Below are 23,963 nucleotides of genomic sequence, written 5' to 3'. Positions count from 1 at the left end.
GGAGCCGATCGGCGGCTGGGATCTGCTCTATCGCAAGGACTCCGAAACCGCGCGAAGCGGCGGAGCCAAGGCCACTCTTCTCTCGGTTCCGGCGGGGTCGGTCTACTACTTCGAGGCGGACACCGAAGAGGACGCACGGAAGCTCGCCACTGCCCTTCATGGACGATGCCGTTCCGATTTCCTGGGAGAAAAAGGCTTGGGTCTCGGCTGCTGCGGCCCTTGGCGGCCTTACGAGGAGGAGTATGGGAAAGAATGAGGTGCGGCGACCTCCGGCGACGTCGCGAAGAGTGCCGAATCGCGGGAACCGGTTTAAGATTTGAGAGGAACAACCAAGATGAGCGATACCAGAGAGCAAGACCATGCGGAGAGCGCAGGATCGCGGAGCGGAGCGGAGGAAATCGCTCTCTGCTCCCCGCTCTACCTTTTTACGCGCACTCCGCTCCACGTCGGGGCCGGCGCATCGGTGGGGGCGATCGATCTGCCGATCCAGCGGGAACGCCACACGGGCTTCCCCATTATTCCCGGAAGTACCCTCAAGGGCGTTTTTGCCGACTGCTGGAACGAAAACGGAGAGGCAAAGATCTTCCGGAGCGAAGACGGGAAATGGCTTTTCGGCTCCGAGGATTCCGACGGCGGCTCGGCCGGCGTTCTCCAGTTTTCAGAGGCCAAGCTCCTGGCCTTCCCGATCCGGTCAGCCAAAGGTTGCTTTGCCTGGATGACCTCTCCTCTCCTTTTAAGGCGGTACGCGAGAGACCTCGGAGAACCCGGGAAGTTCGGGACCCTTCGCGAGCCGAGCGACGACGAAGCCTTCTTTAACAAGGATGTCCTCGGCCTGGGAGAAAAAGAGGTCTTGGTCTTGGAGGAGTATGCTTTCTCGCTCGCCGGGGCGCCTTCCCCGACGATCGGGCAGGTCCTCGTATCCTTGCTGCCGGGCGATCCGATTTGGGCTGCGGTGAAGGAGAGGATCGCGCTGCTTTCCGATGCCACCGCGAGCTTTTTTGCCCGTTCTTCCTGCGAAGTGGCCCAACATGTGCGGATCGACGATCGCACCGGAACGGCCCAAGGCGGCGCTCTCTTCAATCAAGAGAACGTGCCGGGAGAAACAATGTTCTACGTCTTGGTTCGCGCTGGCGGGGAGCGGCGGGACCTCCGGGGCGGCCCGCGGCGCTCCGCCCGGGCTGCCCGGGACGCCTTTCGTGTGATGCTTGAGAAGCAAAAGGGAGTTTTCCAGTTCGGGGCCGACGCGGGAACCGGACTCGGCTTCTGCACGGTTCGGCTGGAGGCAGACGACGCGTCATAAACCGGAGCAGAGACAATGCAAAACCTGGAGCAGGAGAGAGCGTGCCACGCTCTTAAGCAAAGCAAAGAGAAAAACTTCAGCCGGCAGGACGTAAGCAAGCTTCCGGCCCTCATTCTGGGTAACGGCTTGCTCGCCACGGCGGCCTTCGCCCTGGATGGCCGTTCGCGAAGCAGAATGGCGGCTGCGATGGATGCCATCGCTGACCATTTGGCCAACCGCAAGCTTACCAAGAAGCGCTCTGCCGAAGAAATGCTCGACGAGCTTTCGACCAAGAACTCGCTTAATCTGCGGCTCGCCACCGAGGAGGCGCTGGCCTACCTCGTCTATCTCAAGCGCTTCGCCAGGAATGACCAGGAGAAGTGACGTGAAACCTCCCAAGGAAAAAGAGGTCACGTGGCATTTGGCAAGCGATACCCGCGCTGTCCTGGAACGCAATGGGAAGCTGGAGTGCGACTCCCGTTCGCTCCTTCTCGATCGTTTTGTTAATCCGAAATTCAAAAAAGAAGACCGATCGAAGTTTTGGAAAAAGGTGATTGAAACTGGGCCATGCTTTGCCAAGGAGCGGCAAAAGGCTTGGAAGGAGTTTGTCCTCTCTCTCTTCCGGCCCAGCGATCTCCTCTTCGGTCGGCTCCGCTCCCGTCTCCTGGTGAACATGGCGGGAGGGGTCATGGAAAACGCCGGGCTCTGCCTGGATCGCTTCGGGCTTCCATATATTCCCGGCAGCGCGATCAAAGGTTGCGCACGCAGAGCCGCGATCCATAAACTTTTGAAGGAGTCGGCAAAGGAGAAGGCTGTCCTTCTTGGGATCATCGCCTTGGCATTCGGGTGGAGGGAAGGCGATTGGAGCGCGGGCGACCCGGATGACGTCTCTTCCGACTTTGCTTACGGGTGCCAAGGGGAAGATTGGGAAGCAATCCGGGAAACGACGGCGCAGCGCCTCTGCGAAAGACTCGGTAGAAGGCCGCAACCTGGGCGACCTGCTTCGGAAGCTCTCCCCAACTTCGCAGGTACGGTCCGCTTCCTTCCGGCTTACGTTCATTCCTTGCCGAGGAAGGACCTGGAACTCGATGTCGTGACTTGCCATCATCCGGAGTACTACAGCGGGGACGAAAAGATGGATGTCGCGCTCGATTGCGAGGACCCAAACCCGGTCTCCTTTTGCGCCGTGGCTCCCGACGCTGTCTTTGCTTTTCCGGTCCAGGCGGTTCCCCGGGGCGGGGAAGATCTGGGGGCGACAGCGAGGGACTGGTTGAAAGCCGGCCTCGAAGAATTCGGCATCGGTGCCAAGACGGCGGCGGGCTACGGCTGGTTCGATTGCTCGGACGAAGTCCAAGAGGAATATCGAAAAGATCTGACCAAAGAGCTGGAGGAGAGCGAGCGCGCTCGGAAGCGGGCAACCCTTACGCCGGATCCGAATTGGCTGGAAGTTCTTGCCAAGGAGAGGGAGGACCAGCTCCGGGGGAGGATCAACCGATTTAAGTATGAGGAGCAGTATTGGAGCGAAGCGGACAGGAACGAGGGGTACCAGCTCACTCTGCTCCATTTCCTTACCGTGCAGAATCCCGATCTTTACCAAAAAGAAAGGTCGAATCCCAAGTCCAGTGTTCTCAAAGGCCTCCAGAATCTGACCGAAAAGTTCGGGAGGAGGCTGCCGTGAGTCCTGAACCCTACGAATTCGAATTCCTGACCCCGTGCTTCTGTGGGGGAGCCGATCCGGCCAAGGCGGAGCTGCGAGCCTCCACCATTAGAGGCCAGTTGCGCTGGTGGTTTCGAGCATTGGGAGGAAGCAGGGAGGAGGAAGCGTGTTTGTTTGGATGTATCGGAGACTCGGCGCGCGCTTCCTGCGTGGCGGTCCGTATTGTGGAGTCACCAGATGGGGGAGATCGGGACTGGGCAGGTTGGAGTGTTGGAAGTTACATCTGGTACTTCATCAGGAGCAATCCGCAGAGGTGGCAAGCCGATGGCGCGCTCCCTCCGGGAAGCAAAGCCAAAGTAGAGATCTTCTTCCGTCGATCTCTTGATTCGGATCTCGAGAAGCGCTGGAAAGACGCTTGGAGAGCCTTTTGCCGTTTTGGCGCGATCGGCTATCGGATGACTCGTTGTGCCGGAGCTTTCCGGGTGAGTGGATTCGATGGAGAGAGAGAAGAATATGAAAAAACGGCGAATGCCATTTTGAAACCCGCCGGATTCCATTTCCGCTTTTTCTGGGAGGAGAAACGGGATTCTTGGCGAGGCATCGTGAAGCTGGCCGAAGAAAAACTAAGAGACCCTCTCCGAAAATCCTTCTCCGCGATGAGGCCTAGCCCTCTTGGCTACTCTAGTCTACCGTCGGAGTTTCGTGCCTATTATCCACCGCGACAGACGAGTGCTGTCTATTTCCGGCCACTCAAGCTCGCAGAGAAAGAGTATTATCTGATGCTTTTTGAGGCGCCTCACAAGTGCGTGGTTGGGGAAGAGGTCCGGCGTACTTCATCGGTCGGATCTGTCTTGGAAAAGGTGTTTCCCCAACCATGATGCCGCTGATTCTGCCGCAAAATCCGACTCTCCTCACTCTCGCCAGCCGCCAGATTTGGCCGCAGGTGCTCGCCGTCCTGCATCTCCGACCGGCTCGTGTCGTCTTGCTCCATAGCGAGAACAGGGCCGAGTCGAAAGACCCCGCGCAGCGACTCAAGAGATTTTTCGATGCGTCCGGCCTTGTTCCCAAAGGGGGAACGAAGATGGAGGAAATTCCTTATCACGACTTCGAAGGAATTGTGCATCGATTGGAAACGCTGGAAGTCGATTCCCAAAGAAGCCTTCTCCATTTCACGGGTGGGAACAAGCTGATGGCGACGGCCGCTTTCCAGTGGGCGAGCCGGCGCCATATCCCCTCGTTTTATCTGGAGCGGGGGAGTCGGCTGATCTGGTTTTTTCCGAATCACGACGAGACCAGCACACGGGAGGAGTCCTTGGACGGCCACGTTGCGGATGCCCTCGATCCGTTGGATCTCCTCCGCTGCCAAATCGAAGCTTCGGAATTGGAGCGAAAAGGCCAGCTCCTCGGACTCAGCGCGAGAGGAGCCGAGCTTTCCCTGGAGGAGATTTCCGCTCGTTGCGCCCAAGGAGAAGACTTACGGGGACTCCTGTCGATCGAGGATCGGACCGAAGGCGACCGATTTCCCAAGGAGGGAGACCGGCTTGAGTACAACACTGCCGTCGTGCTGCTCAAGCTCGGCGTCCATCGCATCCGGCGGAGCCTCCGGCTCAAGGTGAAAAGCGCCATGGGCGTTTCGACCGCTTTACCCCACGAAGAGATCGACCTGCTCTTCAATTTCGGTGGGAGGCTTTGGCTTGTGGATTGCAAGGACAAGCGCCCGACCGAAGAGCTGGTTGACGCGTTGGAAGACCAGTTCCAAAGAAATCGGGTTTCGATGGAGAGGTTTGCGGGACTTCTTGCTCGGATTCGGGATGAGCTCTCCATCGGCCAACTCAAGGCGTTGAAGCTCGACCTCTTATCGATCCAGGACGCGGGTGGCCTTCTCGGCCGGACAATTTGCGTCCGGAGAAGCGCCTTGCCGGCGGAGGTGGTTGAATACGCCAGGCGGAAGGGAATCGATCTCGTCCGCTCGTCCGACCTCGCGGACGGCCTGCGGGCTCTGCTTGGCGTGAACATGCCGGCAAGCAGCCGCCAGTTATCGAGACTTCAAGAGAAATTTGCGCAGCAGAGCCATCCGCATCCTGACGGATAAGATATTAAAGCAAGCCGGGCCTTTTGTCGCGAGTTCCCATTTTGTCGCGTCGAACGAAAAAGGTCCGATGTTTCCCCGCTGTTTTCCTCTCGCGACACGCGAGGCAACCCTGTAACCGTGCAAATCAATGTATGAAAAACTTAAGCTTGCGTCTTGTTTCTCCTCCGCATCCCTTTCAGATCCTTGCAATCCATCTTACCGGAAACGGAATCCTGGATGCCAAGGAGCTGCCGGGAATCTCCCTGCCGGAAGAGATCGACTATCAGAAAGGCCTGATCCTTTTCGGAAAAGGCCCGATATGGCTCTATACCTACCTGGCCCATTTGGCTCATCCCTGTCGCTGGCTTGCCGTGTACGATCCCCGTTGTGGCGGCATCGTCGTAGAAGCGCACCATCCCGACGCTCCTTCGGTGGGCGAGATTCTAAGCCGTGAATCGATCGATCCTCATCTGCCTCGAAGGGAAGTCGGCCCTCCGGCGGCGAGCCATCCGCCGGAGGCTCCAATCCACCGAGTCGTGGCGGTCGTGGGTCCGCCGCACAGTGGCAAATCGGTTTTTCTCTTCTGGCTCCGGGAAGCGCTACGCAGACGAGTGTCACCCGAAAGGTTTCAGAACGATCTTTTCACGATTCGCGCCTGTCCGGACGGAGAAGGCGACTGGTTTTTCGAAGCCCCAGGCGCGGGAGAAACCCTGCGCTACAAGAATCATTGGGATGCCGAATTCGTCGCCAAGAGCGTAGAGCAGATTCAAAACCTGTCCCGAACGAAGGTTCTCCTGCTCGTCGATTGCGGGGGCAAGATCGACCGCTTCAATCGGGATATCTTAAGCGTCTGTACCGACGTTCTCATCGTCTCCGGGGATGCGGAGGCGTTTGCCGAGTGGCGCGGAGCTGCCCAGGTCTGCGGCCTTCAGAGACTCGCAGAGGTGCAGTCTGTGCTGGAGCCGACAAGGCAGGTCCTTTCCCACTCTCCCTTTCGAATCCGGGTGGGACGTCTGGATCGTGGCGCTGCTCCTTCCGAGCTTCCACCTGAGTTGGTGGATAAGTTGCTCGACTGTTTCCGTCCGCTCGGGGAATCGCGAGCCAGCCTGTGAATCCTTCCATTCACGCCGGCCGAAAACGGATCCGCTTTTTGCAAAATCCCCAAAGGAAATGTGACCAGTCCGAGCCTTGGATCGAGGATCCGTCTCGCGCCATCGAGTCCGTCCCGGCACTCGCCAGCTTGCTCTTGTCTCCCGAACCCACGAGGTCATTGTAATGGGCTGGAGTGGAACTCCCATACGACTTTCCATGAACTTCGACTCGGCTTCCCTGACCAGCCGCAGCAGGCGGGAAAACAACGAAGACGCCCGCGGCTGGGCGACCGTGGGAGAGCTCACGGCATGGACGTGGCCGACGGCCTGAGGGGAAACGGGGAAGAGAGATGGCTTTCCAGCTTGCCATGGACACGTTTCTTGAGGCCTTCCTGCTCCAGCTTTCGCTCTCCTCCGAAGCCCTCCTCGGCTATGTCGCCCGAGCCGATCAGACCATCAAAGAAAGCCAGGAAACTCATCCCATGCTCGCTCGGATGGGATCGACCATCGTGGCCGCGATCGGCGACGGCCGGCGTCCGCGCATGATCCACCTTGGCGACTCTCGCTTCTACTGGTTTCGCGGAAGGAAGGGTTTCTTCCAATCGAAGGACCACAGCGTCCTTCAAACCCTGTGCGACGCCGGAATCATCGGGCCGGAAGAGATCCGCTCCCGTCCCAACCGCAATATCCTTTTGAGATACCTTCCTCTTCTGCACCGACGGATTCTGGGGTCCGGTGCGGGAAGAGGATGGGGAGAAGAATCTTTGCCAGGCTGCCAGCGCCTCCGATTGGCTCCAGTGGATGGAGGCGCTCCGGCAACAGAGGGCATCGGACCTCGCGGACGGCGACAACTATACCGCGATCGGCGTGCTGGTCGGAGGGAACGGAAAGCCATGGACCGATTTGGCCTAAGATGCACCGGGTGCCGTACGATGCTACACCGTCTTACGGGAGGAACAGGGATGGGATTTTGCTGCCGCTTGGATAGCCGGAATCGGGGAGTCGGCGGTAGAGCATTCCTTGCGGCGGATCGCTTGCGGGAAGCGTCACGAACATGAGCCCCGTCGAGCGGTCCTCCAAGGAAATCGTCTTGCTCGCGGTAACGGGCATGGCGCCCGCCGTGGTCACGGAAACCCTCTGGGCGTTGGCCCACGAAAATCCTCCCACGATTCCTCACCGAATCCGCATTCTGACCACAACGGCGGGCAAGCGGTGCGCGGAAGAAGCTCTCTTTCTCCCTTCCGCCGCTTTTGGCGGACGCCCGGTGTGGGAAGCTCTCCGGCAGAGCCTCTTGCGCGGTCGGGCGCAGCGCGGTCCCCGACTCATTCTCGACGAGATCCGAGTCCTTGGCCGTCCCGCTCCCGAAGAGGGCAGGCGGCGAGCGCTGGAGGATATTCGGACCGCTTCGGAAAACCAAGCTCTTGCCGACGCTCTCTTGGAGGAAGTTCGCCAGATCACCGAAAACCCCGATACCGCACTGATCGCCTCCATCGCCGGGGGACGCAAGACCATGAGCGCCCTGCTTTATGCCTGCGTCTCTCTCCTCGGGAGGCCGCAAGACCGTGTGACCCATGTGCTCGTGAATGAGCCTTTCGATCATCCTGGGCTCTCCCCTCGCTTCTATTTTCCCGCCGAGCCGCCTTTGCAGCACGCATACCCCGGCCACGGGGATGACCGTCTCCAGGTGGTCTCCTCCGAGGCAGCCCACATCGAACTGGCGGACATTCCCTTCGTTCCGCTCCGCATGCTCTTTCCGCGACAGATCGGCTCTTTCCCCGGCCACTTCACCGCGTTGGTGCGGTCCTGCTCCGGCCGTATCGCCTCCCTGGCGAAAAGGCCGCACGTCGCACTTCGGGAAGATCGTCCTCTTATCGTCGTCAACGAGCATCTCATTTCACTCTCCGGCCGGGAGCACGCGCTCTACGCTTTCCTTCTCGACCGCCATCGAAAAGGGATGCGTCCTTTCCTTGCACAAAAGGACGCGCTCGAAGACTTGACCGCGTTCCTCTCCCAATGGGCGAGGGCTCATCCGACCGAGTCATTTCAACACAGAGCGGCCATCGAATGGGTGGAGCCGGGCGAGGACGATCTGCGCAAGCTGCTGAGCTCCTTAAAGGGCAAGCTGAAAGCTGCCGGACTCGCCGCCGAAATCGACCGGCTGCTCCCCCATCGTGGATCGTTCGGAATCGACGTGGCGCTCGCTTGAGCCGGGAGTCTGCGGAAGACCATCCGATTCGCCTCGCTCGGGATGTCCTCCGACGTCATGGCCCAAGCGGGATCGCGCCGCCGAGATTAAAGTAGAATCAGAAAGGATCAGGATGTCGTCGCGGGCTTCCCATCGAAGACATCCTCCTTGAGAGATCTTATGCCGAGCGCGTGCATCGTTCAAAGCTATGCCAAGGTCGGACTCCTCTCGGAGCGGCTCGTGGTCTTCGGTTCCCATGGCACGAATGGAGATGCGGAGGTCCTGCGGGAGATCCCCATCATCGATCTCGACAGGCTTACGATCGAAGAAAGCGTTTCAATTACTACGCCAGCTCTTGCCGAGCTTCTCCGCCGGGGTATCCCCATCCACGTCCTGGGGACCAACGGGCGCTTCCTCGGCAGCTTCCTCTCGGCTCAAAACGATCACGGCCAGTGGCGTCTGACCCAATATTCCAAGACCCTCGATTCCGCCTTTGCGCTAACCATGGCGGGCCGCATCATCAGCGCAAAGATCTACAACCAACGTCGCCTGATCCAGCGCCTCGCGGCGAACCGGAACTCGGATGCCTCCTCGGCCCTTAACGCCCTGGAACGGATCCTCAGGCAGGTCGCTCATTCCACTTCCCTGCCTGAGCTTCGCGGGCTAGAAGGAGCGTCCACCGCTCGCTACTTCGACGCTTGGGCGGCTTTCCTGCCTCCCGAGTTCCCCTTCGAGCGGAGGTCTACTCGGCCTCCGCTCAATCCCGTCAACGCATGTATTTCGTACGGAGCGGTTCTTCTTTACGCGGAAGCAGCCAGCTTCCTCCACGCCCCATGGGCTCGATCCCGCCCTCGGGCTCCTCCATGTCACCGAAGACGGCCGCTGGTCGCTTGCGCTCGATCTGATCGAGCCGTTCCGCCCCATCCTCGTGGAAGCGCTGGCCCTGGATCTGTTCAGCCATCAGATCCTCAATCGACAACTCTTCGAAAGCCGTGAGGGTGGTGTTTATCTTGCTCGCGACGGAAAGAAAAAATTCCTCCTCCAATATGAGCGGAGGATGGAGCGGCAGTTTTTGTCCGAGGCTGTCGGCTGCCGCACCACGCTCCGAGCAGAACTGGAACGCCAAGCCACCAACTACAAGGCTGCGCTGGAAAACCCGGGTAAGTTCGAACCATTCTTGATGAACTAAACAGGAAGGGTATGACAGAAGAGCGGCCCTGCCCGGACTCGAGGAATACCGAGGACACTTGCTGGTGGGAGGAAGCGTTCGCATCCCTCCCCTACAAAAGGTCCCCGCCGGGGGAAAAGAAGATGCTGAGCATCATCGCCTATGATATCGCCGACCAGCGCCGGCTGGCCCGGGTCGGCCGTATCTGCGAGGATTACGGGATGCGCGTGCAGTACAGCGTTTTTGAATGCTATCTTGAACCCGAGCAGCTCGACGAGCTTTGGGGCAAGCTCCAAGACGAACTCGACTTCGAGGAGGATCGGATCGTCGCCTATACCCTGGATGCCAAGTGTGCGAAGAAAATCCGTACCGGTGGCACCATGGTATGCTCGGAACGGGTAGTCTGCTACCTAGTATGAAATGGTCTGATGTGCTTCTTCAGGTCGGCAGGCATAAGGCGATCTTTTCCGGCATCTCCCGACCTAATGCGCATCCAGTTCTTAATCAGGATACTACAACCTGCATGTCCTTGCGTGCACCCTTTTGGGCAAGTAAAATTAGTGCGATCGTCTGCCCTCCCGATCTGCCGGCCTTCGGAGAGATTGATCATCAGCATTTTCCAAGGCTGCGGTCGGGGACCGGAGAGATGCCGAAAGGCAATGGAGACGCGCATTCGAGGATGTTTCCTTCTTCCAGATTTTTCCATGTCGGGGACCGGAGAGATGCCGAAAGGCAATGGAGACAAACAAATCCGCAATTGCTTCTGTATTCATTTTAATTGAAAAGTCGGGGACCGGAGAGATGCCGAAAGGCAATGGAGACAGTAGGTCCGCTGCTTGTTGTTCGGGTCTAGCGCGATGCGGTCGGGGACCGGAGAGATGCCGAAAGGCAATGGAGACACTTGATAATCCTTTCTATCGTTGTGTTTATTCGGTGGTGTCGGGGACCGGAGAGATGCCGAAAGGCAATGGAGACTTTCGGATACTCCGAAAGCCTCTTCTCCAGAATCCGAAGGGTCGGGGACCGGAGAGATGCCGAAAGGCAATGGAGACACTCTGCGCGCCTCTTTGTGGTCTCCCCTCTCGCCCGCTTGTCGGGGACCGGAGAGATGCCGAAAGGCAATGGAGACTATGGATTTTGAGCAAGGTCATTCACTCACGGGCTTTCGGTCGGGGACCGGAGAGATGCCGAAAGGCAATGGAGACATATAAAAGCGTCGGCGTATTCAACGGAAACGTCGTCGGTCGGGGACCGGAGAGATGCCGAAAGGCAATGGAGACCGTTCAGGGTCTGTGAGTTGACGTTCATGGTTCGGCAAGCAAGTCGGGGACCGGAGAGATGCCGAAAGGCAATGGAGACGTGTACGTCGGCGCGCCTTCCTTATTGAGCCGCACTACGGTCGGGGACCGGAGAGATGCCGAAAGGCAATGGAGACCGAAGAATGCGATTCTCCACGTACCCCCTCCGATTGCGGGTCGGGGACCGGAGAGATGCCGAAAGGCAATGGAGACCCGTAAACTCTTTCCAACTTTCAACCTTTCGGATTTTCAGTCGGGGACCGGAGAGATGCCGAAAGGCAATGGAGACCCAGATTACCAGCTTGCGGCCTTTATTTCCGGCGATGAGGTCGGGGACCGGAGAGATGCCGAAAGGCAATGGAGACACAACTCTGGAGCCGCCGTGTCTATGGGATAATCCTCTAGCGTCGGGGACCGGAGAGATGCCGAAAGGCAATGGAGACCCCATCTCGGACGTTGGCGCTTTCTTCATAGAGCACGCCGGTCGGGGACCGGAGAGATGCCGAAAGGCAATGGAGACCTCATGCTTCGTTCCCTCCCGTTACTCGCGTGCCCTAGTGTCGGGGACCGGAGAGATGCCGAAAGGCAATGGAGACTCGAGATTGTTATCGCGGCGTCCGTACAGCCACCGCCTGTCGGGGACCGGAGAGATGCCGAAAGGCAATGGAGACGATGTAATGCTCGATGGCTAATTCCTTCTGATTCCGTGTCGGGGACCGGAGAGATGCCGAAAGGCAATGGAGACCGGCTGCCTTGGTTTCAATGGTTTTCACGCTTCCTTCCCGTCGGGGACCGGAGAGATGCCGAAAGGCAATGGAGACTCCTCAATATGACGCAGCGCCTTTCCCAGGAAGTACCTGGTCGGGGACCGGAGAGATGCCGAAAGGCAATGGAGACATAGGGCCAGCCTCCGAGCGTTTGGAACTTATAAAGCACCTTGTCGGGGACCGGAGAGATGCCGAAAGGCAATGGAGACAGGCATTCCAGTAGGATAAATGCTTGCCATACTTTCTCCCCCGGAGACGGGAGAGATGCCGAAAGGCAATGGAGACGTGCTGCCTCCAGACAGACACCAGCACCGAGACCGTCTAGCCGGGGACGGGAGAGATGCCGAAAGGCAATTAACAATATGTAGAGAAGGGAATTCAGTTGAGCAGCCTTGAGGAGGTTCGGCAGTCCCGGACAAGCCGCAATTTACCAATGAGGAGAGAGAAGCTGTCCGAAAGGCATATCTGCTCCGAAAGCAGCAATGGCAGGAGGAGCAGAAAGCGAAGGAAGAGCAGAAGCGGATGAGGAATTCCGCGACTCCGGCGCAGCGACTATAGTCTGCCTGTCGGCCCCGCGTTCTCCTGCGGCTTGCGCCCAGGCTCATCGGCCCGCGCCTCGGGTACGAACTTCGGGCGAGAGGCGGGGTTTGGATTGCAGAGATTGGCGCCTTCGGGGGGGCCATGCCCCGTTGCGATTGGTGCAGAGAAGGGTAAGCTCTGGATATGAAGACGACATTAACAGGAGAGCGCTGTGTTGCCTGCCGGAAGGGTGCTCCTCGCCTCACGGACGCCGAGATTGCGGGGTTGCGGCACGAGGTGCCCGAATGGGAGGTGGTCCAGAGGGAGGGTATGCCGGTTTTGGAGAGGGCCTTTCCCTTTCCCGACTTCGCGAAAGCCTTGCACTTCGGCCAACGGGTCGGCGAGCTGGCCGAAGCAGAAGGGCATCATCCCGCTATCCTGACGGAGTGGGGGAAGGTGACGGTGAGCTGGTGGACGCACAAGATCCACGGGTTGCATCGGAATGACTTTATCATGGCGGCAAAGACGGATGCGATCTACAAGACCGAGGCCCATCATTCCGTCCGGAAGGAATAAAAAGCAGAGAGCCTTCCCGGGTGGGAAGGCCCTCCACTCACTTGCAGACGTTCTTCTGGATTCCGATTACTCGGGAATCTCGCGAGCCCTTCGGTCGAGGAAGGTGAGCTCGGAAATGGCGGACTTGTCGAGTTCGCCTGCCCCGAGCTTGACCAGACGGTCGTATTGGCACTTCGTCGTATCGGCCAGAGCGATTTGCAAGCCGACTTCGCGCGCCATCGCCAAGGCGATTCCGGAGTCCTTCGCCGCATGCTCGGCCGAGAAGAAGCAGCTATGCTCCCGATTCTGCATGTCTTCCCCGTCGGTCTGCAGCACGCGGGATGCCGCTCCGGTCTGACTGAAGACATTGCGGATCATATCGAGATCGAGTCCGAGGGCATGCGCCAGCCCCAATCCCTCGGCCAGCCCGAGCGTATTGATGTTCATGACCATGTTCACCAATGCCTTGACCTGGGCTGCCTTGCCGGCGGTTCCCGCGTAGGTGAGCGCGGTGCTCAACGCATCGAGGACAGGCTTGACCTTCTGGAAGACCGCCTCCTTGCCGCCGACCATGAGATAGAGCTTTCCTTCCCGGGCTTGCGGGATGCTCGAAGCCATGCAGCCTTCCAGGCTCGAGGCGCCGACTTTTCCGACGATCTCTTCGACCTGGACATGTACCTTCGGGCTGACCGTCGCGCAGTTGACGAAAACCTTTCCCTCCGCCTTGCTGCGCAGGAGGTTGTCTCCGGGGGCCTCAAAAATGCCAAGCTGGGCCTTATCATCGGTGACCACCGTGAAGATGATGTCGGCCAGCTCGGTGACTTGGGCGAGAGTGGAACAGGCGGTTGCCCCGATCTCCCGCGCCAGATCAGCCGTCACCTCCGGGCGCACGTCGTAGACTGCGGTGACCTTGAATTTCTTATCATGCAGGCAGCGGGCCATATTGGCTCCCATGCGCCCTAGCCCAACAAAACCGATCGTATCGCTCATTGCTTCCTCCGATTTCCCAATCGTTGTTCTCTCATATTCCTCTCCCAAGGGAAAGCCGAGCCTTCGCCAAGGAGACCCTTCCGCCGGCCGAAGATCGCTCCTCCGGCTCGCCTGCGGCATCCTCCACGGGTCAGACACGAAAGCAAACGTCAGCCGTTGCCCGCGAGTCTGCTTGGTAGAGTTTCGCCGTAGACCTGCCTTTGGCTGCCAAGCTCCAAAGCGGAATCCCATTTAAAACAGCAGTTGTGGCGAGAATCAAGCCTCTCTCCACAGGTCGGCGAGAGGAATTTCCGCGACGGCGATCTCCCAGCCGCCATTTCGCAAGCTGCAGGAGAAGGCTTGGGAGAGAGGCTGGTTAAATGTGCAGCGGCCGCTTTTCGGCAACGAGGGCGGCTTCGCCGATCATTTCGGAAAGGGTCGGATGGGGGTGAATCGCCTCGTGAAGTTCCGCGGAGGTCCCCTCGCAGGCGCTCGTGACCGAGAGTTCGGCGATCAGCTCGCTGGCATCCGCCCCAAGGATATGGGCGCCCAGGATTTCGCCATGCGGTTCGCCGAAGAGGATCTTGACGAATCCCGTGGAATCTCCCGAAGCCATCGCCTTCCCGTTAGCCGCGTAGGGGTAGCGACCCACGCGAAACGGCAAGTTTCGTTCGCGCGCCTGTTCTTCGGTCAGCCCGAGCATGGCCACTTGGGGTTGCGCGTAGACACAGGAGGGGAAAAGGCCGACGCGGGCGGGTACTTTGCCCGGAATGAAGATTCCCTCGACTACCTCCAACCCCTCTCGGAAGGCAACGTGCGCCAAGAGGGGAGGACCGATGAGATCGCCCGCGGCGAAAACTCCGGGGCAAGAGGTCTGGTAACGCGAATCGACTTTGAGGAAACCGCCCTCCTGCTCGAGCGCGACACCGGGAGCCAGGCTCGAGGCGATGTTGGCTTCCACGCCGACCGCCACGAGGACGGAAGTGACTTCGAGCCGCTGGGGGTTTTTCCCTGAGAGATCGAGTGTAACGGAGTCTTTCGCGATGTGCGCGGATTCCACCTTGGCGGAGGTGAGGATGTGGATGCCTCGCTTGGCCAGAGAGCGTTCTAAGCCCTTGGCCACCTCGCCATCGCTCTCGGAAAGGAGCCTCGGCAGGAGCTCGATGAGGGTGACTCGACTGCCGAAGACGGAGTAGAAGTAGGCGAATTCGACTCCGATGGCTCCTCCTCCGATGATGGCGATCGATTCGGGGCGTTGCGTCGAAGCGAGGGCCTGCCTGCTGCTCATCACGCGCTCGCCCTGCAGGGGCAGGAAGGGCAGGGTTCTCGGTCGGCAACCCGTTGCCAGGAGGATATGTTCGGCCGCGAGCGTCTCTTCTCCCTCCTCTCGGAGGAGTCGGATCTTTCGATCGGGGTGGAGAAGGCCGCGGCACCGGAACAACTTGACGCCCCGGGCCTCGAAAAGATGGTCCACTCCCCTGGCCATCCGGTCCGCCACCGAACGGCTGCGGGCAATCACGGCCGGAAAGTCGAACGCATGGCCGCTCGACCGGAGGCCGAATTCCTCGGCTCGTCCGAAAAGATCGAAGACTTCGGCACTCTTGAGGAGCGCCTTGCTGGGGATGCATCCCCAGTTTCCGCAGGTGCCGCCGAGCTTCTCCTGCTCCACGCAAGCGACCTTTTTTCCGAGTTGAGCGGCCCGGAGGGCGGCCACGTAGCCGGCGGGCCCTCCTCCCAGGACAATCAGGTCGTAGACTTCGGGCATAGGTTCGTGAGGGTTCGGTCGGCTTAGAGAAGCAGGGCCAGCGGCCGTTCCAGCAGGCCTCTGATTTCCTGGAGGAAGCGGGCTCCGATGGAGCCGTCGACGATTCGGTGGTCGCACGAGGCGACCAGGCGCACACGGTGACCGACAACGATCAGATCATTCTCAGCGACGACCGGTTTTTTCGTCAAGGCGCCCACCGCCAGGATCAAGGCTTGAGGGGGGTTGATGATCGCCGCAAACGACTCGATGCCGTACATTCCCAAGTTCGAGAGGGTCAGCGTCCCTCCCGAATATTCTTCGGGCTTGAGCTTTCGCTCCCGCGCCCGGGCCGCCAACTCCTTCCCCTCCCGAGCAAGCTGGCGTAGGGACTTGTCTTGCGCGTCGCGGATGACGGGGGTGATGAGGCCATCCGGAACCGCGACCGCAAGGGCAAGATGAACCGCTCCGTATTGCCGGATGGCTTTTCCTTCCCAGGAGACGTTGACCTCGGGTACCCGGCGAGCGGCCTCTGCCGTCGCCTTGAGCAAGAAGTCGTTGATGCTGAGCTTTTCGTCCGAAGGCAAGGCGGCGAGGGCATCGTTGAGTTCGCTCCGGAGAGCGATCAGGGGGGCGGCATCGATCTCGATTTCGAGGTAGTAGTGAGGGATCGAGGTTTTGCTGGCCAGGAGGCGGGCGCCGATCTGCTCCCGCATCATGGAGAGAGGAAGAAGCCGGGTTTCTTCCGGGGTCGCGCCGCGGGGAGGAGCGGGAGCCGCGACAGGGCGGCTGGAAAGGGCCTGGAGCACGTCCCGTTGGAGGATGCGACCTCCCGGTCCGCTCCCCGAGAGCGAAGAGAGGGAGAGCGCTCCTTCGCGGGCGATCTTTTTCGCCAAGGGTGAGGCTCGGATGCGGCCCGACTCCTCCCGGGAGGTTGCGCCGGAGGGCACGGAGGCGGTTTTCTCCGGCGGGCTGGAAGCGGGAGCGGATGGGGCTGGCTGGGCCGCGGCGGGGGGAGCTGCCGCCCCCGGAAGAAGACTTTCGATCGACTCGTCGGCGGAACCGACAATGGCGATCGGTGCGTTCACCGCCGCTCGCTCGCCTTCTTGGACCAGGATCTTCCGTAGCACCCCCGATTCAAAGGCCTCTAAATCCATGACCGCCTTGTCTGTCTCGACTTCGGCGACGACCTCGCCTTCCTCGATCGGTTCGCCCTCCTTCTTTCGCCAGGTGACCAGACGGCCTTCCGCCATCGAAGGGCTCAACTGGGGCATCGTGAGTTGCTTCGCCATATCTCCTACGGTTGAATCGGCTTCCGAGCCGGAACATTGCGCTCTTTGTCTGCGCAACGTAGGGATAGCCGAGATCGGGGGTCAAGTACTTTCCGGTTTGTCTCCTCCTCGCGGCGAGAGAAGAAGCGCAATCGGCGCAGGGGCGTCGGGAAGGTTGCGGAAGAAAGGATGTGGGTGTCCACTCCGAGGAAAAGAGTTCCGTCGGAAAGACCGCGTGGGTAAAGGCAGTGCGGTGGATCGGTCGAAGGGGGACGAAAGACGATGCTGACTAGGGTGGAATTGGGGCAGCGCTTGCGCCGGAGCCGGGAGAGCGCCGGATTAAGCCAGAAGGAAGCGGCGACGGAGTTGGGACTCCCTCGTCCCGCCATTTCGCAGATCGAGGCGGGGAAACGAGGGGTGGACACCTTGGAGCTCGCGCGGTTGGCGCGGCTCTACGGCAAGCCGGCTTCCTGGTTTTTGGAGCCCGGCACGGGTGCAAATCCTCTGGAGATCGTGACGCAGTGGGAGACCTTCTCGAAGGCCGACCAGGAACTCCTTTCCGGCTTCGTTCGCTTTTGCGAGGACTACGGCTGGATCGAAGGAGTGCTGGAGCTCTCCCCGGCCTCCCCGTTGCCGGATTACGGGGCGGCGGATGATCCGGCGGACGAGGGAGAGGCGGTCTGCCAAGGGGAAGCGGTGGCTGAGGCGGAGAGGAGAAGACTGGGGTTGGGAGGCATCTGCGGAGAGGGCATCGGCAGCTTGCTCGATCGACTGGGCATCCGACTCTCCATTCGGCATCTGCCCGCTTGCCGCGTGCAGAGCGCATTTCTCTTTCATCCGCGAGTAGGCGCCGCCATTTTCGGGAACGCGGGTTGCCGGGAAAAGTGGCTGCCGCTGGTTTTGATGGAGGAGTATGGTCATCTGCTCTTTGACCGGCGATTGGGCGGGGCGATCCACGCGACGCCCTCCGAAGAGGGGAAGGCTTCCCACGATCTGAGGTCGATCCGCGCCCATCGGTTCGCCTCCGCCTTCGTTCTTCCCGCACCGGAACTCCGGAAAGCTCTGCCGTTCGATCCGGAAGCGCGTTCGGAGGCCGGGCACCACCTCGGCGTTCCGGACCTTTTGCTCTTGGAGCAGATGTTCCGCTGCCCGAAGAAGGTGCTGTGGGAACGGTGGGAGCAGCTGGGTTGGGTCCGACCTGAGCAGTGGGAGCGGTTCGGCTCGGTGCGCGCAGCCGAGTGGAGTCGAAGATTCGAAGGACGGGGGAGAACGGAGGGGAAAGTGGATCATCCCTATCCCAGCCGATTCTTGCGGCTGGTTCTTGAAGGCTGCAAGAAAGGGCTGGTCTCTCGGGAGCGGCTGGCGATCCTGCTCGACCTGGATCCCAGACGGGCAGGGCAGCTGATGTCCTGGTTGGAGAAGTGCGCGAGATCGGGTCTATGCTGAGGAGCAGCCGGTTCAAGCCCTTGCTTCCCGCGCGGAGAGAAGCGTATGGTTTCTCTCGGAGAGGAGCGGATGGGACCGGCGTGCGCGCGATGAGGGCTCTGGGCAGATGGATTCTTGTTGGGGGGGCGGCAGGAATGTGGGTCTTGCTCGCACTGGCCTTAGGACCCATAGGGGCGCGAGCGGCCTCGACTTCCCCGCAGGACCGTTTCCTGGAAGCCTACGTGTCGCTGCGGGATGCGGACAGGCTCGCCGCCCGCAAGGACTATGCCGGAGCGAGCCGAGGATACCAGCAAGCTCTTTCGCAGCTATCCGAGATCCGCCGCCGTTATCCGGATTGGGAACCGGCGGTCATTCGTTACCGGCTTCGCTACACCACGGAGCGGCTGGACGCGGTCGGGAAGAAGGTCACTCTCGCGCAGCAAGGGTCGCCTCCGCTCCCTACGGAAGGAGGCTCGGGGGGGGCGCCCGAAGACCTCCGGGAACTCGTCAAGCTCAAGGCCCGAATCGCCGATCTGCAGGCGGCGCTCACGCGCTCCCAGGTGCAGCGAGACCAGCTCTTCGCCGATCTCTCCCGCTTGCAAAAGACGGGTCCGGCGCGGGGAACCAATCCCGGCGGCTCTCGTCTCGCGGACCAAAGAGACCTGGAGCAATTGACCACCCGATTAGAGCAAAGCGTCGGCCAGTCGCTGGAAGCCCTCGGCGCTCTTCAAAAGGAAAACAGCTCTCTTCAAAGCATTCTCGCCCGGTTGCGCCAGCAGGTCGCCGAAATCCCCGCACCGGTCAAGCCGTTGTCTCCCCGCTCCCAACCCGACGACCAGGCGGCGCTACGACAGGAAAATCTTCTCCTGCGGGCGGCCTTGGCCGACCTCTCCGATCAGGCCAGGCGGCTGTCAGCCGAAAAGCGCGAGATCTTGACGGAGTTTCGCAGGGGATTCCGGCAAAGCGTGGAGAGTGAGGTCATTGAGTCGAGCTTTCGGCCGGAGGCAGCGGCCGATGGGCGCGGGAACAAGAGTCCGCTGCCTCCGAGAGCTTCGCTTGCTTCTCTCTCCGATCCGACCGCGGAGCGAGCCTCGTCTTCTCTTCAGGTGGCAGAGCTCAGCCAGATGCTCAACGAGGCGGCGAAGCTTTATGGCAAAGGACGGCTTTCGGAGGCAGCCGATCTTTACGAGCAAATCCTGGAGAAGGAGGTGCGCAACGTCACCGCCTGGTGCAACCTCGGGGTGGTCCGCTTCGCGCAAAAGCAGTACGTGCAAGCGCAGGAGGCTTTGCGCAAGGCGATCGAGCTCTACCCGAGGGACCCCTATCCCTACGCGGTGCTCGGGATGGCCTACTATCGGGCCGGATCGTATGCTCTGGCGGCGACGGTCCTCGAGCGGGCGGCGGCGATTGATGAAAACAATCCTCGCATTCGAAGAGAGCTTGGCTTGGCTTATGCGGCCGAAGGAAAGGAGGTCGCGGCCAAGCGGGAGCTCCTCAAGGCCTTGGCTCTCGATCCATCGGATGGGCAGAGCCATTTCAACTTAGCCCTGCTCTACGCTTCCGAACTTCCTCCGGACAAGAAAAGGGCCCGCCTTCACTATCGATCGGCGCTGGCCCTGGGCGTGGCGAAAGACGCTTCCTTGGAGACCGCGCTTCACTAGCCCGCCCAACGGATTCGGTTATCGGGCGATCGATTCGCCGGAATCTTCCGATTCGGCAAGCAGCTTCTCGGTCTGGGCGAGAGCCTCCTCCATCTTGCTATAGCGGATCTCGCGGTATCCGCGCACGGTTTCGGGCAGCCGCAGGATCGTGAGCCACCGCTGGTAATCGGCGGGCGAGGAGAAGGCGAAACGCCCGAGCAGGTCGCAATACCAGTCCCGAAAGTCCCGTTCTTTCTGGTGCCATCCAACGAGGATGCGCCGGAGGAACTTGGCTCGGCGCATCAGCCGGAGCATCCAGTCGCGCGACTCCATCCGAAAACGAAGGCGCAGCGGGCCGAGGATGAACTCCGGACGGGTCAGGTGCCGATAGAGGATGCGGTCTCCCCGTGCCGGATCGACCTGATAATGCTCCCGGTCTCTCTCCTCTTTTTCTTTCGAGGTCAGTAGGCGAGCGACTTCGACTTCGTCCTTGATCGCCATCACTCGGTGGGCACCCCAGATCGCCGCCTTCGTGGCCGCCATGCCGAATTGCACGGAATCTTTCGCGGCGACCGCGCGAATGAGCGCCGCGTACTTTTCCGCATAAGCAGCGTTCTCGTAGTGGAAGAGATCCCGAATGCGAAGGATGAAGTCGTGCAGATCGGACTCTTCCAGCGGAATACCGGCGATGCCTTGGGTAATGCATTGCCAGAGACGTTGCCCGCGTTCCTTGCCTCGGCGCCCGTCCTCTTCCAGTGCGGCCAGACTCTTGGCAATCTCCCCCTGGGGGGTTGCCGGCTCCAAAGGCTGGAAAAACTCTTCCGGATGTTCGGCGAGATAGCGTCCGAAGAGGAAGGCCTTCCAATTCGTCGCGGCGGAGCCGCCCATCGTCTGCTGGATCGCCCACTCCAAGCTCTCCTGGGAGAGGGGGAGCTCCCCTCGCTGGAATGCGATTCCGACGAGAACCGTGTTGGCGTAAAGCTTCGTGCCGAAGTGGCGCTCGGCAAGAGCGGACACCTCACATCCGAAGAAGCGGCGAGCATCCGTGGCTTGCCGGATCCTTTCTTCGAGCTCTCGTACGCAAAAGTCTTCCCGACCGAGCAAGCTCAAGATGGTCGGGGTCTTGGAGGAGTTCAGGATGACGCCGGTACGATCGCGGGAACCGACGCGAAGCCGTCCGGAGCCGTCGAGAGCCCGAGCCGTTTCCAGGGCATCGAGACCGAGGATGAGATCGGCCGACCCATAGAGCGGAATCGCCGTAGTAGGTGGAGCCTCGTCGTTCCGATAGACGATATGCGAGTAGACGGCTCCATTGCGAATCGCCAGACCGTTTCGATCGCAAAAAAGAACTTGATACCCTTCCCGGTGGCCTGCGCGAACGAGCACGGCAGCCGTGCTGGCGATGCCCATGCCGCCCACCCCGGTCAGGAAGAGGCGATGGGTTCCCGAGAAGGGTCGGGGACGAGGCGAGGGAAGAGCATCGAAGGCGAGCGAATCGAGGACGGAGCCCGGCCGTCCGCCGCGCACGACCGTGACCTCCTCGAAGGCGGGGCAGGCGTAGAGCTTGGCGCAGGCGCCGTCGGCGACACACCAGGAGAGGTCGGTCTGCACCTTCCGGCCGAAATCGGTTTCGGTGAACGTCAACCCGGGGCAACCGGTGCTCGTCGTGCAGGCCAGGCAGTATTCGCAAACCTCCGGGGTGATCTGGATGTACCGCTTTTGCGGGAGGAAGCCCTTTTTCCGAATCTCCTCACGATCCTGCCGCGTCTCCCGGCGGTGCGTGAGGATCCCACATTCCTTGTCCGCGATGACGACCTTGACTCCGTCCCCGAGGACCGTTTCTTCCAGGACGGCTCGATATTGGTCTCGCAAGCCCGGGTTGATCCGGATCACCTCGCAATGTCCTTCGGCGGTGATCGCTTCGACGACCTTCTCGATATTCTGCGTAAAGGTCGAGTTCCCAAGCAGGTCTTTCTCCAATCCCGGCGTCGTCTGGTGGCCGGTCATGCCCGTGGTTCGATTATCCAGAATGATGTAGGCGAGGTCCTGCCGGTTCTTGATCGAATTGGAGATGGCAATCTGGCCGGAATGGAAAAAGGTCGAGTCGCCCATGAAGACGACCTGCTTGTTCCGGATGAACGGGTCGATGCCGAGCCCGGTTCCCCCGCCCAGACCCATGCCGCTGTAATTGTGCATCAGGGGCTTGGTCGGCTCGAACATCAGCATCGTGTAGCAGCCGGTGTCTCCATGGAAGACGAGATCGACCGGCTCCCGACGATGCCTGCGCCGCATATAGTCGGGATTCCGAAAATCCCGCTGGATCTCCAGCAAGACCGAAGCAGAGTCCCGATGGGGACAGCCGGGACAAAAGGTCGGAGTTCTAGCCGGGAGCTGCCAGGACGGGCCGGAGACGCTTTTGAGGCTCTCGAGGCAGCTTTCGATTCTTTTTTGCCGCGCCGGGGTGGCCGCGAGGGCAAAGAGAGGACCCAGCCGTTCCGCGAGCAGGGAGGGGTGGAGGCCACCCTGGGAGGGGATCCCGGGGAGCTTCTCCGGAAAGGTCTTCCCCCAAACCTTCTGGAGAACCCCGGCCTCTTGCAGCGTGTGGCCGACCGCCTGCTCCAGGAACGGACGCCGCTCCTCTACGACGACGAGCTCTTCTGCTTCCTTGGCAAAGCGGAGGAGAATCTGCGGGTTGATCGGATAGGTGAGTCCCAGCTTGAGCACCGGAATCTCGCCCAGCAGCCCCAGCTCCTGCAGCGCCTGTTCGAGATACCAGGCCGCCATGCCGGAACTGACGAGGCCGAACCGCTGCCGGCTCCTGCTGCGAGCAGCGGGCAGAATCCGGTCGATGCCTAGCTCCTCGGCCGCAGCCCAGAGCCGGCGGTATCTCGGCGAGAGATCCTCTTCCCTGCGCCCTGTTCTCGGCGGGAGCAGCACTCGTGCCTCATAATCGACGGTGGCGGTGTCCAAGGTGGCGGGATTCAGAGAGTTGATGCGGGGGAAATGGTTCCTCCGCACCTGGACGGAGCCTCCTCCATCCGCCTGATTGGTTGTCACCAGATAGGTGACGTAGAGGTTGGCTCGGCGGGAGAGCTGAAAGCCGACGTCGATCCAGTCTTTGAGCTCTTGGAGCGTGGCCGGTTCGAGCACGGGCATGTGGAGGTGCTGCGAGAGGAAGCGGGAGTCGGCGGGTACCTGCGTGGAATCATTCCACGGGTCGTCGCCGACGATGACGAGGCAGCCTCCCTCGGGATGCGCCCCGCTGAGGTTGCCCAACGCCAGCGCGTCCGAGGCCACATGGAATCCGACGCTCTTCATGACGGCGACCGCCCGTAAGCCGAGCATCTGCGAGCCGTTGAGCATCGCGGCGGCGAGCGCCTCGTTGTTGGCGAGGGTCGCTTGCATGCCATGGGTCTGGAAGAGACCGGAAATGGCTTCGACCGTGTCGAAGATGCCGGAGACGGGGGAGCCCGGATAGCCGGTCCACAAGTGAGTGCCGCCTTCGGTCTCCAGCAGTCCCTTCACCATCGCTTCGTTTCCGGTGAAGACTTCGAAGCCTTCCTCCTGGAGAAATCGGGGATCGGCGGCGGAAATCGCGCTTTTGGTCGCCATCAAATCCTATTTCCATAGAGGGAGTTGAGCCTTCTGTAAACGCTGAAGTTCGGAGCCCACCGGCGGCAAGGGGAGTTACCTCCCTGCGGCCCAGCGGATTGAGTGCGGACAGGCCGAAGAAGGGGGGTGCCGGGCGGGAACCGGGTTGGTAGAATCCTCCTATGAAAGATCTCCTCTTCCTCCTTGCCGCCGGATTTTCGGACGGGGAAGGAGCGCCCTACTACTGTCCGCACTGCGCGATCTTCGAGGGGCTGCTCGCTCTCTATCCGAAATTAGCGGAAGCGCTCACGGTCGAGCGGGTTCCTTATGCCCGTCCGCGGCAGGAAATCGTCCGCCTCTTGGGCATGGAACACCAATCTTGCCCCGTGCTGATTCTCCAGCGGGAGCTTCCGCCTTCCTGCGCGGATTTGCCGTGGCAGAAGGCAGAGGGCCGCCTCTTCCTCGACGACCCGCAGGGGATAGGAGATTACCTGTCCCGGGCTTACGGAATCCCGCGTCCGCACGCTTGAACGGAGCTTTGGGGAAAGGAGCGAGTCTCCTCTCGCTGAACGAGCGCCGAGGGGCAGGCGCATCGTCTGGAAGCGCAGCTCCTTCTCTTTCCTGGGGTTTACGGACCCTGAAAGGGAAGATGTCGTGACCGATGCTTGATGAATCCCAGCGCTTGTGCCCGGGATTTTCTTTCTCTCGCGGAAAGCCCTCTAAATCCTTGACCAGT

The 23,963-nt window shown here is 60.7% G+C and carries 20 protein-coding genes, 1 pseudogene and 1 CRISPR repeat array; of the genes and pseudogenes, 16 read left to right on the top strand and 5 right to left on the bottom strand.

The features are described 5' to 3' along the window. From MAMT_RS03095 to crn3, 7 genes are all read left to right on the top strand, one after another. Positions 1-256 (top strand): type III-B CRISPR module-associated Cmr3 family protein (locus tag MAMT_RS03095; protein ID WP_281289096.1); only part of this gene is annotated, 256 nt, incomplete at its 5' end. A 78-nt stretch (positions 257-334) separates the two neighbouring features. Next, entirely contained in the window at positions 335-1,300 is a 966-nt protein-coding gene (cmr4, locus tag MAMT_RS03090) for a type III-B CRISPR module RAMP protein Cmr4 (RefSeq protein ID WP_142659552.1), read from the top strand. Between the two features lie 15 nt (positions 1,301-1,315). Continuing rightward, the gene (gene cmr5 / locus MAMT_RS03085; protein WP_142659550.1) at positions 1,316-1,663 is read left to right on the top strand and encodes a type III-B CRISPR module-associated protein Cmr5; all 348 of its coding nucleotides are present in this window, start codon (positions 1,316-1,318) and stop codon (positions 1,661-1,663) included. Position 1,664: 1 nt separating this feature from the next. Beyond that, the gene (gene cmr6 / locus MAMT_RS03080; RefSeq protein ID WP_178086885.1) at positions 1,665-2,957 is read left to right on the top strand and encodes a type III-B CRISPR module RAMP protein Cmr6; all 1,293 of its coding nucleotides are present in this window, start codon (positions 1,665-1,667) and stop codon (positions 2,955-2,957) included. Beyond that, positions 2,954-3,814, top strand: coding sequence for a type III-B CRISPR module RAMP protein Cmr1 (gene cmr1 / locus MAMT_RS11810; protein ID WP_142659546.1), 861 nt, complete (start codon positions 2,954-2,956; stop codon positions 3,812-3,814). The genes cmr6 and cmr1 overlap by 4 nt, the downstream gene beginning before the upstream one ends. Then, positions 3,811-5,028 (top strand): PDDEXK family nuclease, encoded by a 1,218-nt coding sequence (locus MAMT_RS03070; protein ID WP_142659544.1) that lies wholly within the window; start codon positions 3,811-3,813, stop codon positions 5,026-5,028. Before cmr1 ends, MAMT_RS03070 begins: the two co-directional genes overlap by 4 nt. 131 nt (positions 5,029-5,159) lie before the next feature. Beyond that, entirely contained in the window at positions 5,160-6,119 is a 960-nt protein-coding gene (gene crn3, locus MAMT_RS03065; RefSeq protein WP_142659542.1) for a CRISPR-associated ring nuclease Crn3/Csx3, read from the top strand. A 281-nt stretch (positions 6,120-6,400) separates the two neighbouring features. On the opposite strand, the gene MAMT_RS03055 is transcribed toward crn3, so the two are convergent. Further along, positions 6,401-6,814: a hypothetical protein gene (locus MAMT_RS03055; protein WP_178086884.1), complete on the bottom strand. Its 414-nt coding sequence runs from the start codon at positions 6,812-6,814 to the stop codon at positions 6,401-6,403. 19 nt (positions 6,815-6,833) lie between these two features. Here MAMT_RS03055 and MAMT_RS11280 point away from each other — a divergent pair, with 19 nt between their 5' ends. The 6 genes and pseudogenes from MAMT_RS11280 to MAMT_RS03030 all read left to right on the top strand — a co-directional run bounded on the left by MAMT_RS11280 (position 6,834) and on the right by MAMT_RS03030 (position 12,611). Further along, positions 6,834-7,010, top strand: coding sequence for a hypothetical protein (locus tag MAMT_RS11280; protein WP_178086883.1), 177 nt, complete (start codon positions 6,834-6,836; stop codon positions 7,008-7,010). Between the two features lie 142 nt (positions 7,011-7,152). Next, a complete protein-coding gene (csm6, locus tag MAMT_RS03050) occupies positions 7,153-8,304 on the top strand; it encodes a CRISPR-associated ring nuclease Csm6 (protein ID WP_142659537.1) in 1,152 nt (383 codons plus the stop codon). A gap of 159 nt (positions 8,305-8,463) precedes the next feature. After that, positions 8,464-9,099, top strand: a pseudogene (cas1, locus tag MAMT_RS03045) (CRISPR-associated endonuclease Cas1); the annotation flags it as partial. Beyond that, a complete protein-coding gene (gene cas1 / locus MAMT_RS11860) occupies positions 9,044-9,472 on the top strand; it encodes a CRISPR-associated endonuclease Cas1 (protein WP_142659533.1) in 429 nt (142 codons plus the stop codon). The pseudogene cas1 (MAMT_RS03045) and the gene cas1 (MAMT_RS11860), both read left to right, overlap by 56 nt. Positions 9,473-9,594: 122 nt before the next feature. Then, complete coding sequence (gene cas2 / locus MAMT_RS03035) at positions 9,595-9,870, top strand: CRISPR-associated endonuclease Cas2 (protein ID WP_246186494.1); 276 nt, start codon at positions 9,595-9,597, stop codon at positions 9,868-9,870. Between the two features lie 211 nt (positions 9,871-10,081). Next, positions 10,082-11,877: direct repeats of the CRISPR family, unit length 37 nt; unit sequence GTCGGGGACCGGAGAGATGCCGAAAGGCAATGGAGAC. A 362-nt stretch (positions 11,878-12,239) separates the two neighbouring features. After that, a complete protein-coding gene (locus tag MAMT_RS03030; RefSeq protein WP_142659529.1) occupies positions 12,240-12,611 on the top strand; it encodes a 4a-hydroxytetrahydrobiopterin dehydratase in 372 nt (123 codons plus the stop codon). A 66-nt stretch (positions 12,612-12,677) separates the two neighbouring features. On the opposite strand, the gene MAMT_RS03025 is transcribed toward MAMT_RS03030, so the two are convergent. The 3 genes from MAMT_RS03025 to MAMT_RS03015 all read right to left on the bottom strand — a co-directional run bounded on the left by MAMT_RS03025 (position 12,678) and on the right by MAMT_RS03015 (position 16,592). Continuing rightward, positions 12,678-13,580 (bottom strand): NAD(P)-dependent oxidoreductase, encoded by a 903-nt coding sequence (locus MAMT_RS03025; protein ID WP_142659527.1) that lies wholly within the window; start codon positions 13,578-13,580, stop codon positions 12,678-12,680. Positions 13,581-13,935: 355 nt separating this feature from the next. Then, on the bottom strand, positions 13,936-15,324 hold the full coding sequence (gene lpdA, locus MAMT_RS03020; protein WP_142659525.1) for a dihydrolipoyl dehydrogenase: 1,389 nt from the start codon (positions 15,322-15,324) through the stop codon (positions 13,936-13,938). Between the two features lie 23 nt (positions 15,325-15,347). Further along, entirely contained in the window at positions 15,348-16,592 is a 1,245-nt protein-coding gene (locus tag MAMT_RS03015; RefSeq protein ID WP_142659523.1) for a dihydrolipoamide acetyltransferase family protein, read from the bottom strand. A gap of 261 nt (positions 16,593-16,853) precedes the next feature. Between MAMT_RS03015 and MAMT_RS03010 the strand changes: the two genes are divergently transcribed. Then, a complete protein-coding gene (locus MAMT_RS03010) occupies positions 16,854-18,017 on the top strand; it encodes a helix-turn-helix domain-containing protein (protein ID WP_142659521.1) in 1,164 nt (387 codons plus the stop codon). A gap of 134 nt (positions 18,018-18,151) precedes the next feature. Further along, positions 18,152-19,657 (top strand): tetratricopeptide repeat protein, encoded by a 1,506-nt coding sequence (locus MAMT_RS03005; RefSeq protein ID WP_178086882.1) that lies wholly within the window; start codon positions 18,152-18,154, stop codon positions 19,655-19,657. Between the two features lie 18 nt (positions 19,658-19,675). Here MAMT_RS03005 and MAMT_RS03000 read toward each other — a convergent pair whose 3' ends face one another. Further along, the gene (locus MAMT_RS03000; RefSeq protein WP_142659516.1) at positions 19,676-23,248 is read right to left on the bottom strand and encodes a 2-oxoacid:acceptor oxidoreductase family protein; all 3,573 of its coding nucleotides are present in this window, start codon (positions 23,246-23,248) and stop codon (positions 19,676-19,678) included. A 161-nt stretch (positions 23,249-23,409) separates the two neighbouring features. Here MAMT_RS03000 and MAMT_RS02995 point away from each other — a divergent pair, with 161 nt between their 5' ends. After that, positions 23,410-23,757, top strand: a complete 348-nt coding sequence (locus MAMT_RS02995; RefSeq protein WP_142659514.1) for a DUF3088 family protein — start codon at positions 23,410-23,412, stop codon at positions 23,755-23,757. Positions 23,758-23,963: the final 206 nt, after the last annotated feature.

It is taken from the genome of Methylacidimicrobium tartarophylax (genome assembly GCF_902143375.2).
GTDB classification, from domain to species: Bacteria; Verrucomicrobiota; Verrucomicrobiia; order Methylacidiphilales; family Methylacidiphilaceae; genus Methylacidimicrobium; species Methylacidimicrobium tartarophylax.
This window is presented reverse-complemented; position numbering and strand designations above follow the sequence as displayed.

What these genes read in the sequence shown, in the direction of transcription:
- MAMT_RS02995 (WP_142659514.1), top strand. Translation starts at nt 23,410, where the DNA reads ATGAAAGATCTCCTCTTCCTCCTTGCCGCCGGATTTTCGGACGGGGAA.
- MAMT_RS03030 (WP_142659529.1), top strand. Translation starts at nt 12,240, where the DNA reads ATGAAGACGACATTAACAGGAGAGCGCTGTGTTGCCTGCCGGAAGGGT.
- MAMT_RS03015 (WP_142659523.1), bottom strand. Translation starts at nt 16,592, where the DNA reads ATGGCGAAGCAACTCACGATGCCCCAGTTGAGCCCTTCGATGGCGGAA.
- MAMT_RS03000 (WP_142659516.1), bottom strand. Translation starts at nt 23,248, where the DNA reads ATGGCGACCAAAAGCGCGATTTCCGCCGCCGATCCCCGATTTCTCCAG.
- MAMT_RS03025 (WP_142659527.1), bottom strand. Translation starts at nt 13,580, where the DNA reads ATGAGCGATACGATCGGTTTTGTTGGGCTAGGGCGCATGGGAGCCAAT.
- lpdA (WP_142659525.1), bottom strand. Translation starts at nt 15,324, where the DNA reads ATGCCCGAAGTCTACGACCTGATTGTCCTGGGAGGAGGGCCCGCCGGC.
- MAMT_RS03005 (WP_178086882.1), top strand. Translation starts at nt 18,152, where the DNA reads ATGTGGGTCTTGCTCGCACTGGCCTTAGGACCCATAGGGGCGCGAGCG.
- crn3 (WP_142659542.1), top strand. Translation starts at nt 5,160, where the DNA reads ATGAAAAACTTAAGCTTGCGTCTTGTTTCTCCTCCGCATCCCTTTCAG.
- cas2 (WP_246186494.1), top strand. Translation starts at nt 9,595, where the DNA reads ATGCTGAGCATCATCGCCTATGATATCGCCGACCAGCGCCGGCTGGCC.
- cmr4 (WP_142659552.1), top strand. Translation starts at nt 335, where the DNA reads ATGAGCGATACCAGAGAGCAAGACCATGCGGAGAGCGCAGGATCGCGG.
- MAMT_RS03070 (WP_142659544.1), top strand. Translation starts at nt 3,811, where the DNA reads ATGATGCCGCTGATTCTGCCGCAAAATCCGACTCTCCTCACTCTCGCC.
- cmr5 (WP_142659550.1), top strand. Translation starts at nt 1,316, where the DNA reads ATGCAAAACCTGGAGCAGGAGAGAGCGTGCCACGCTCTTAAGCAAAGC.
- csm6 (WP_142659537.1), top strand. Translation starts at nt 7,153, where the DNA reads ATGAGCCCCGTCGAGCGGTCCTCCAAGGAAATCGTCTTGCTCGCGGTA.
- MAMT_RS03010 (WP_142659521.1), top strand. Translation starts at nt 16,854, where the DNA reads ATGCTGACTAGGGTGGAATTGGGGCAGCGCTTGCGCCGGAGCCGGGAG.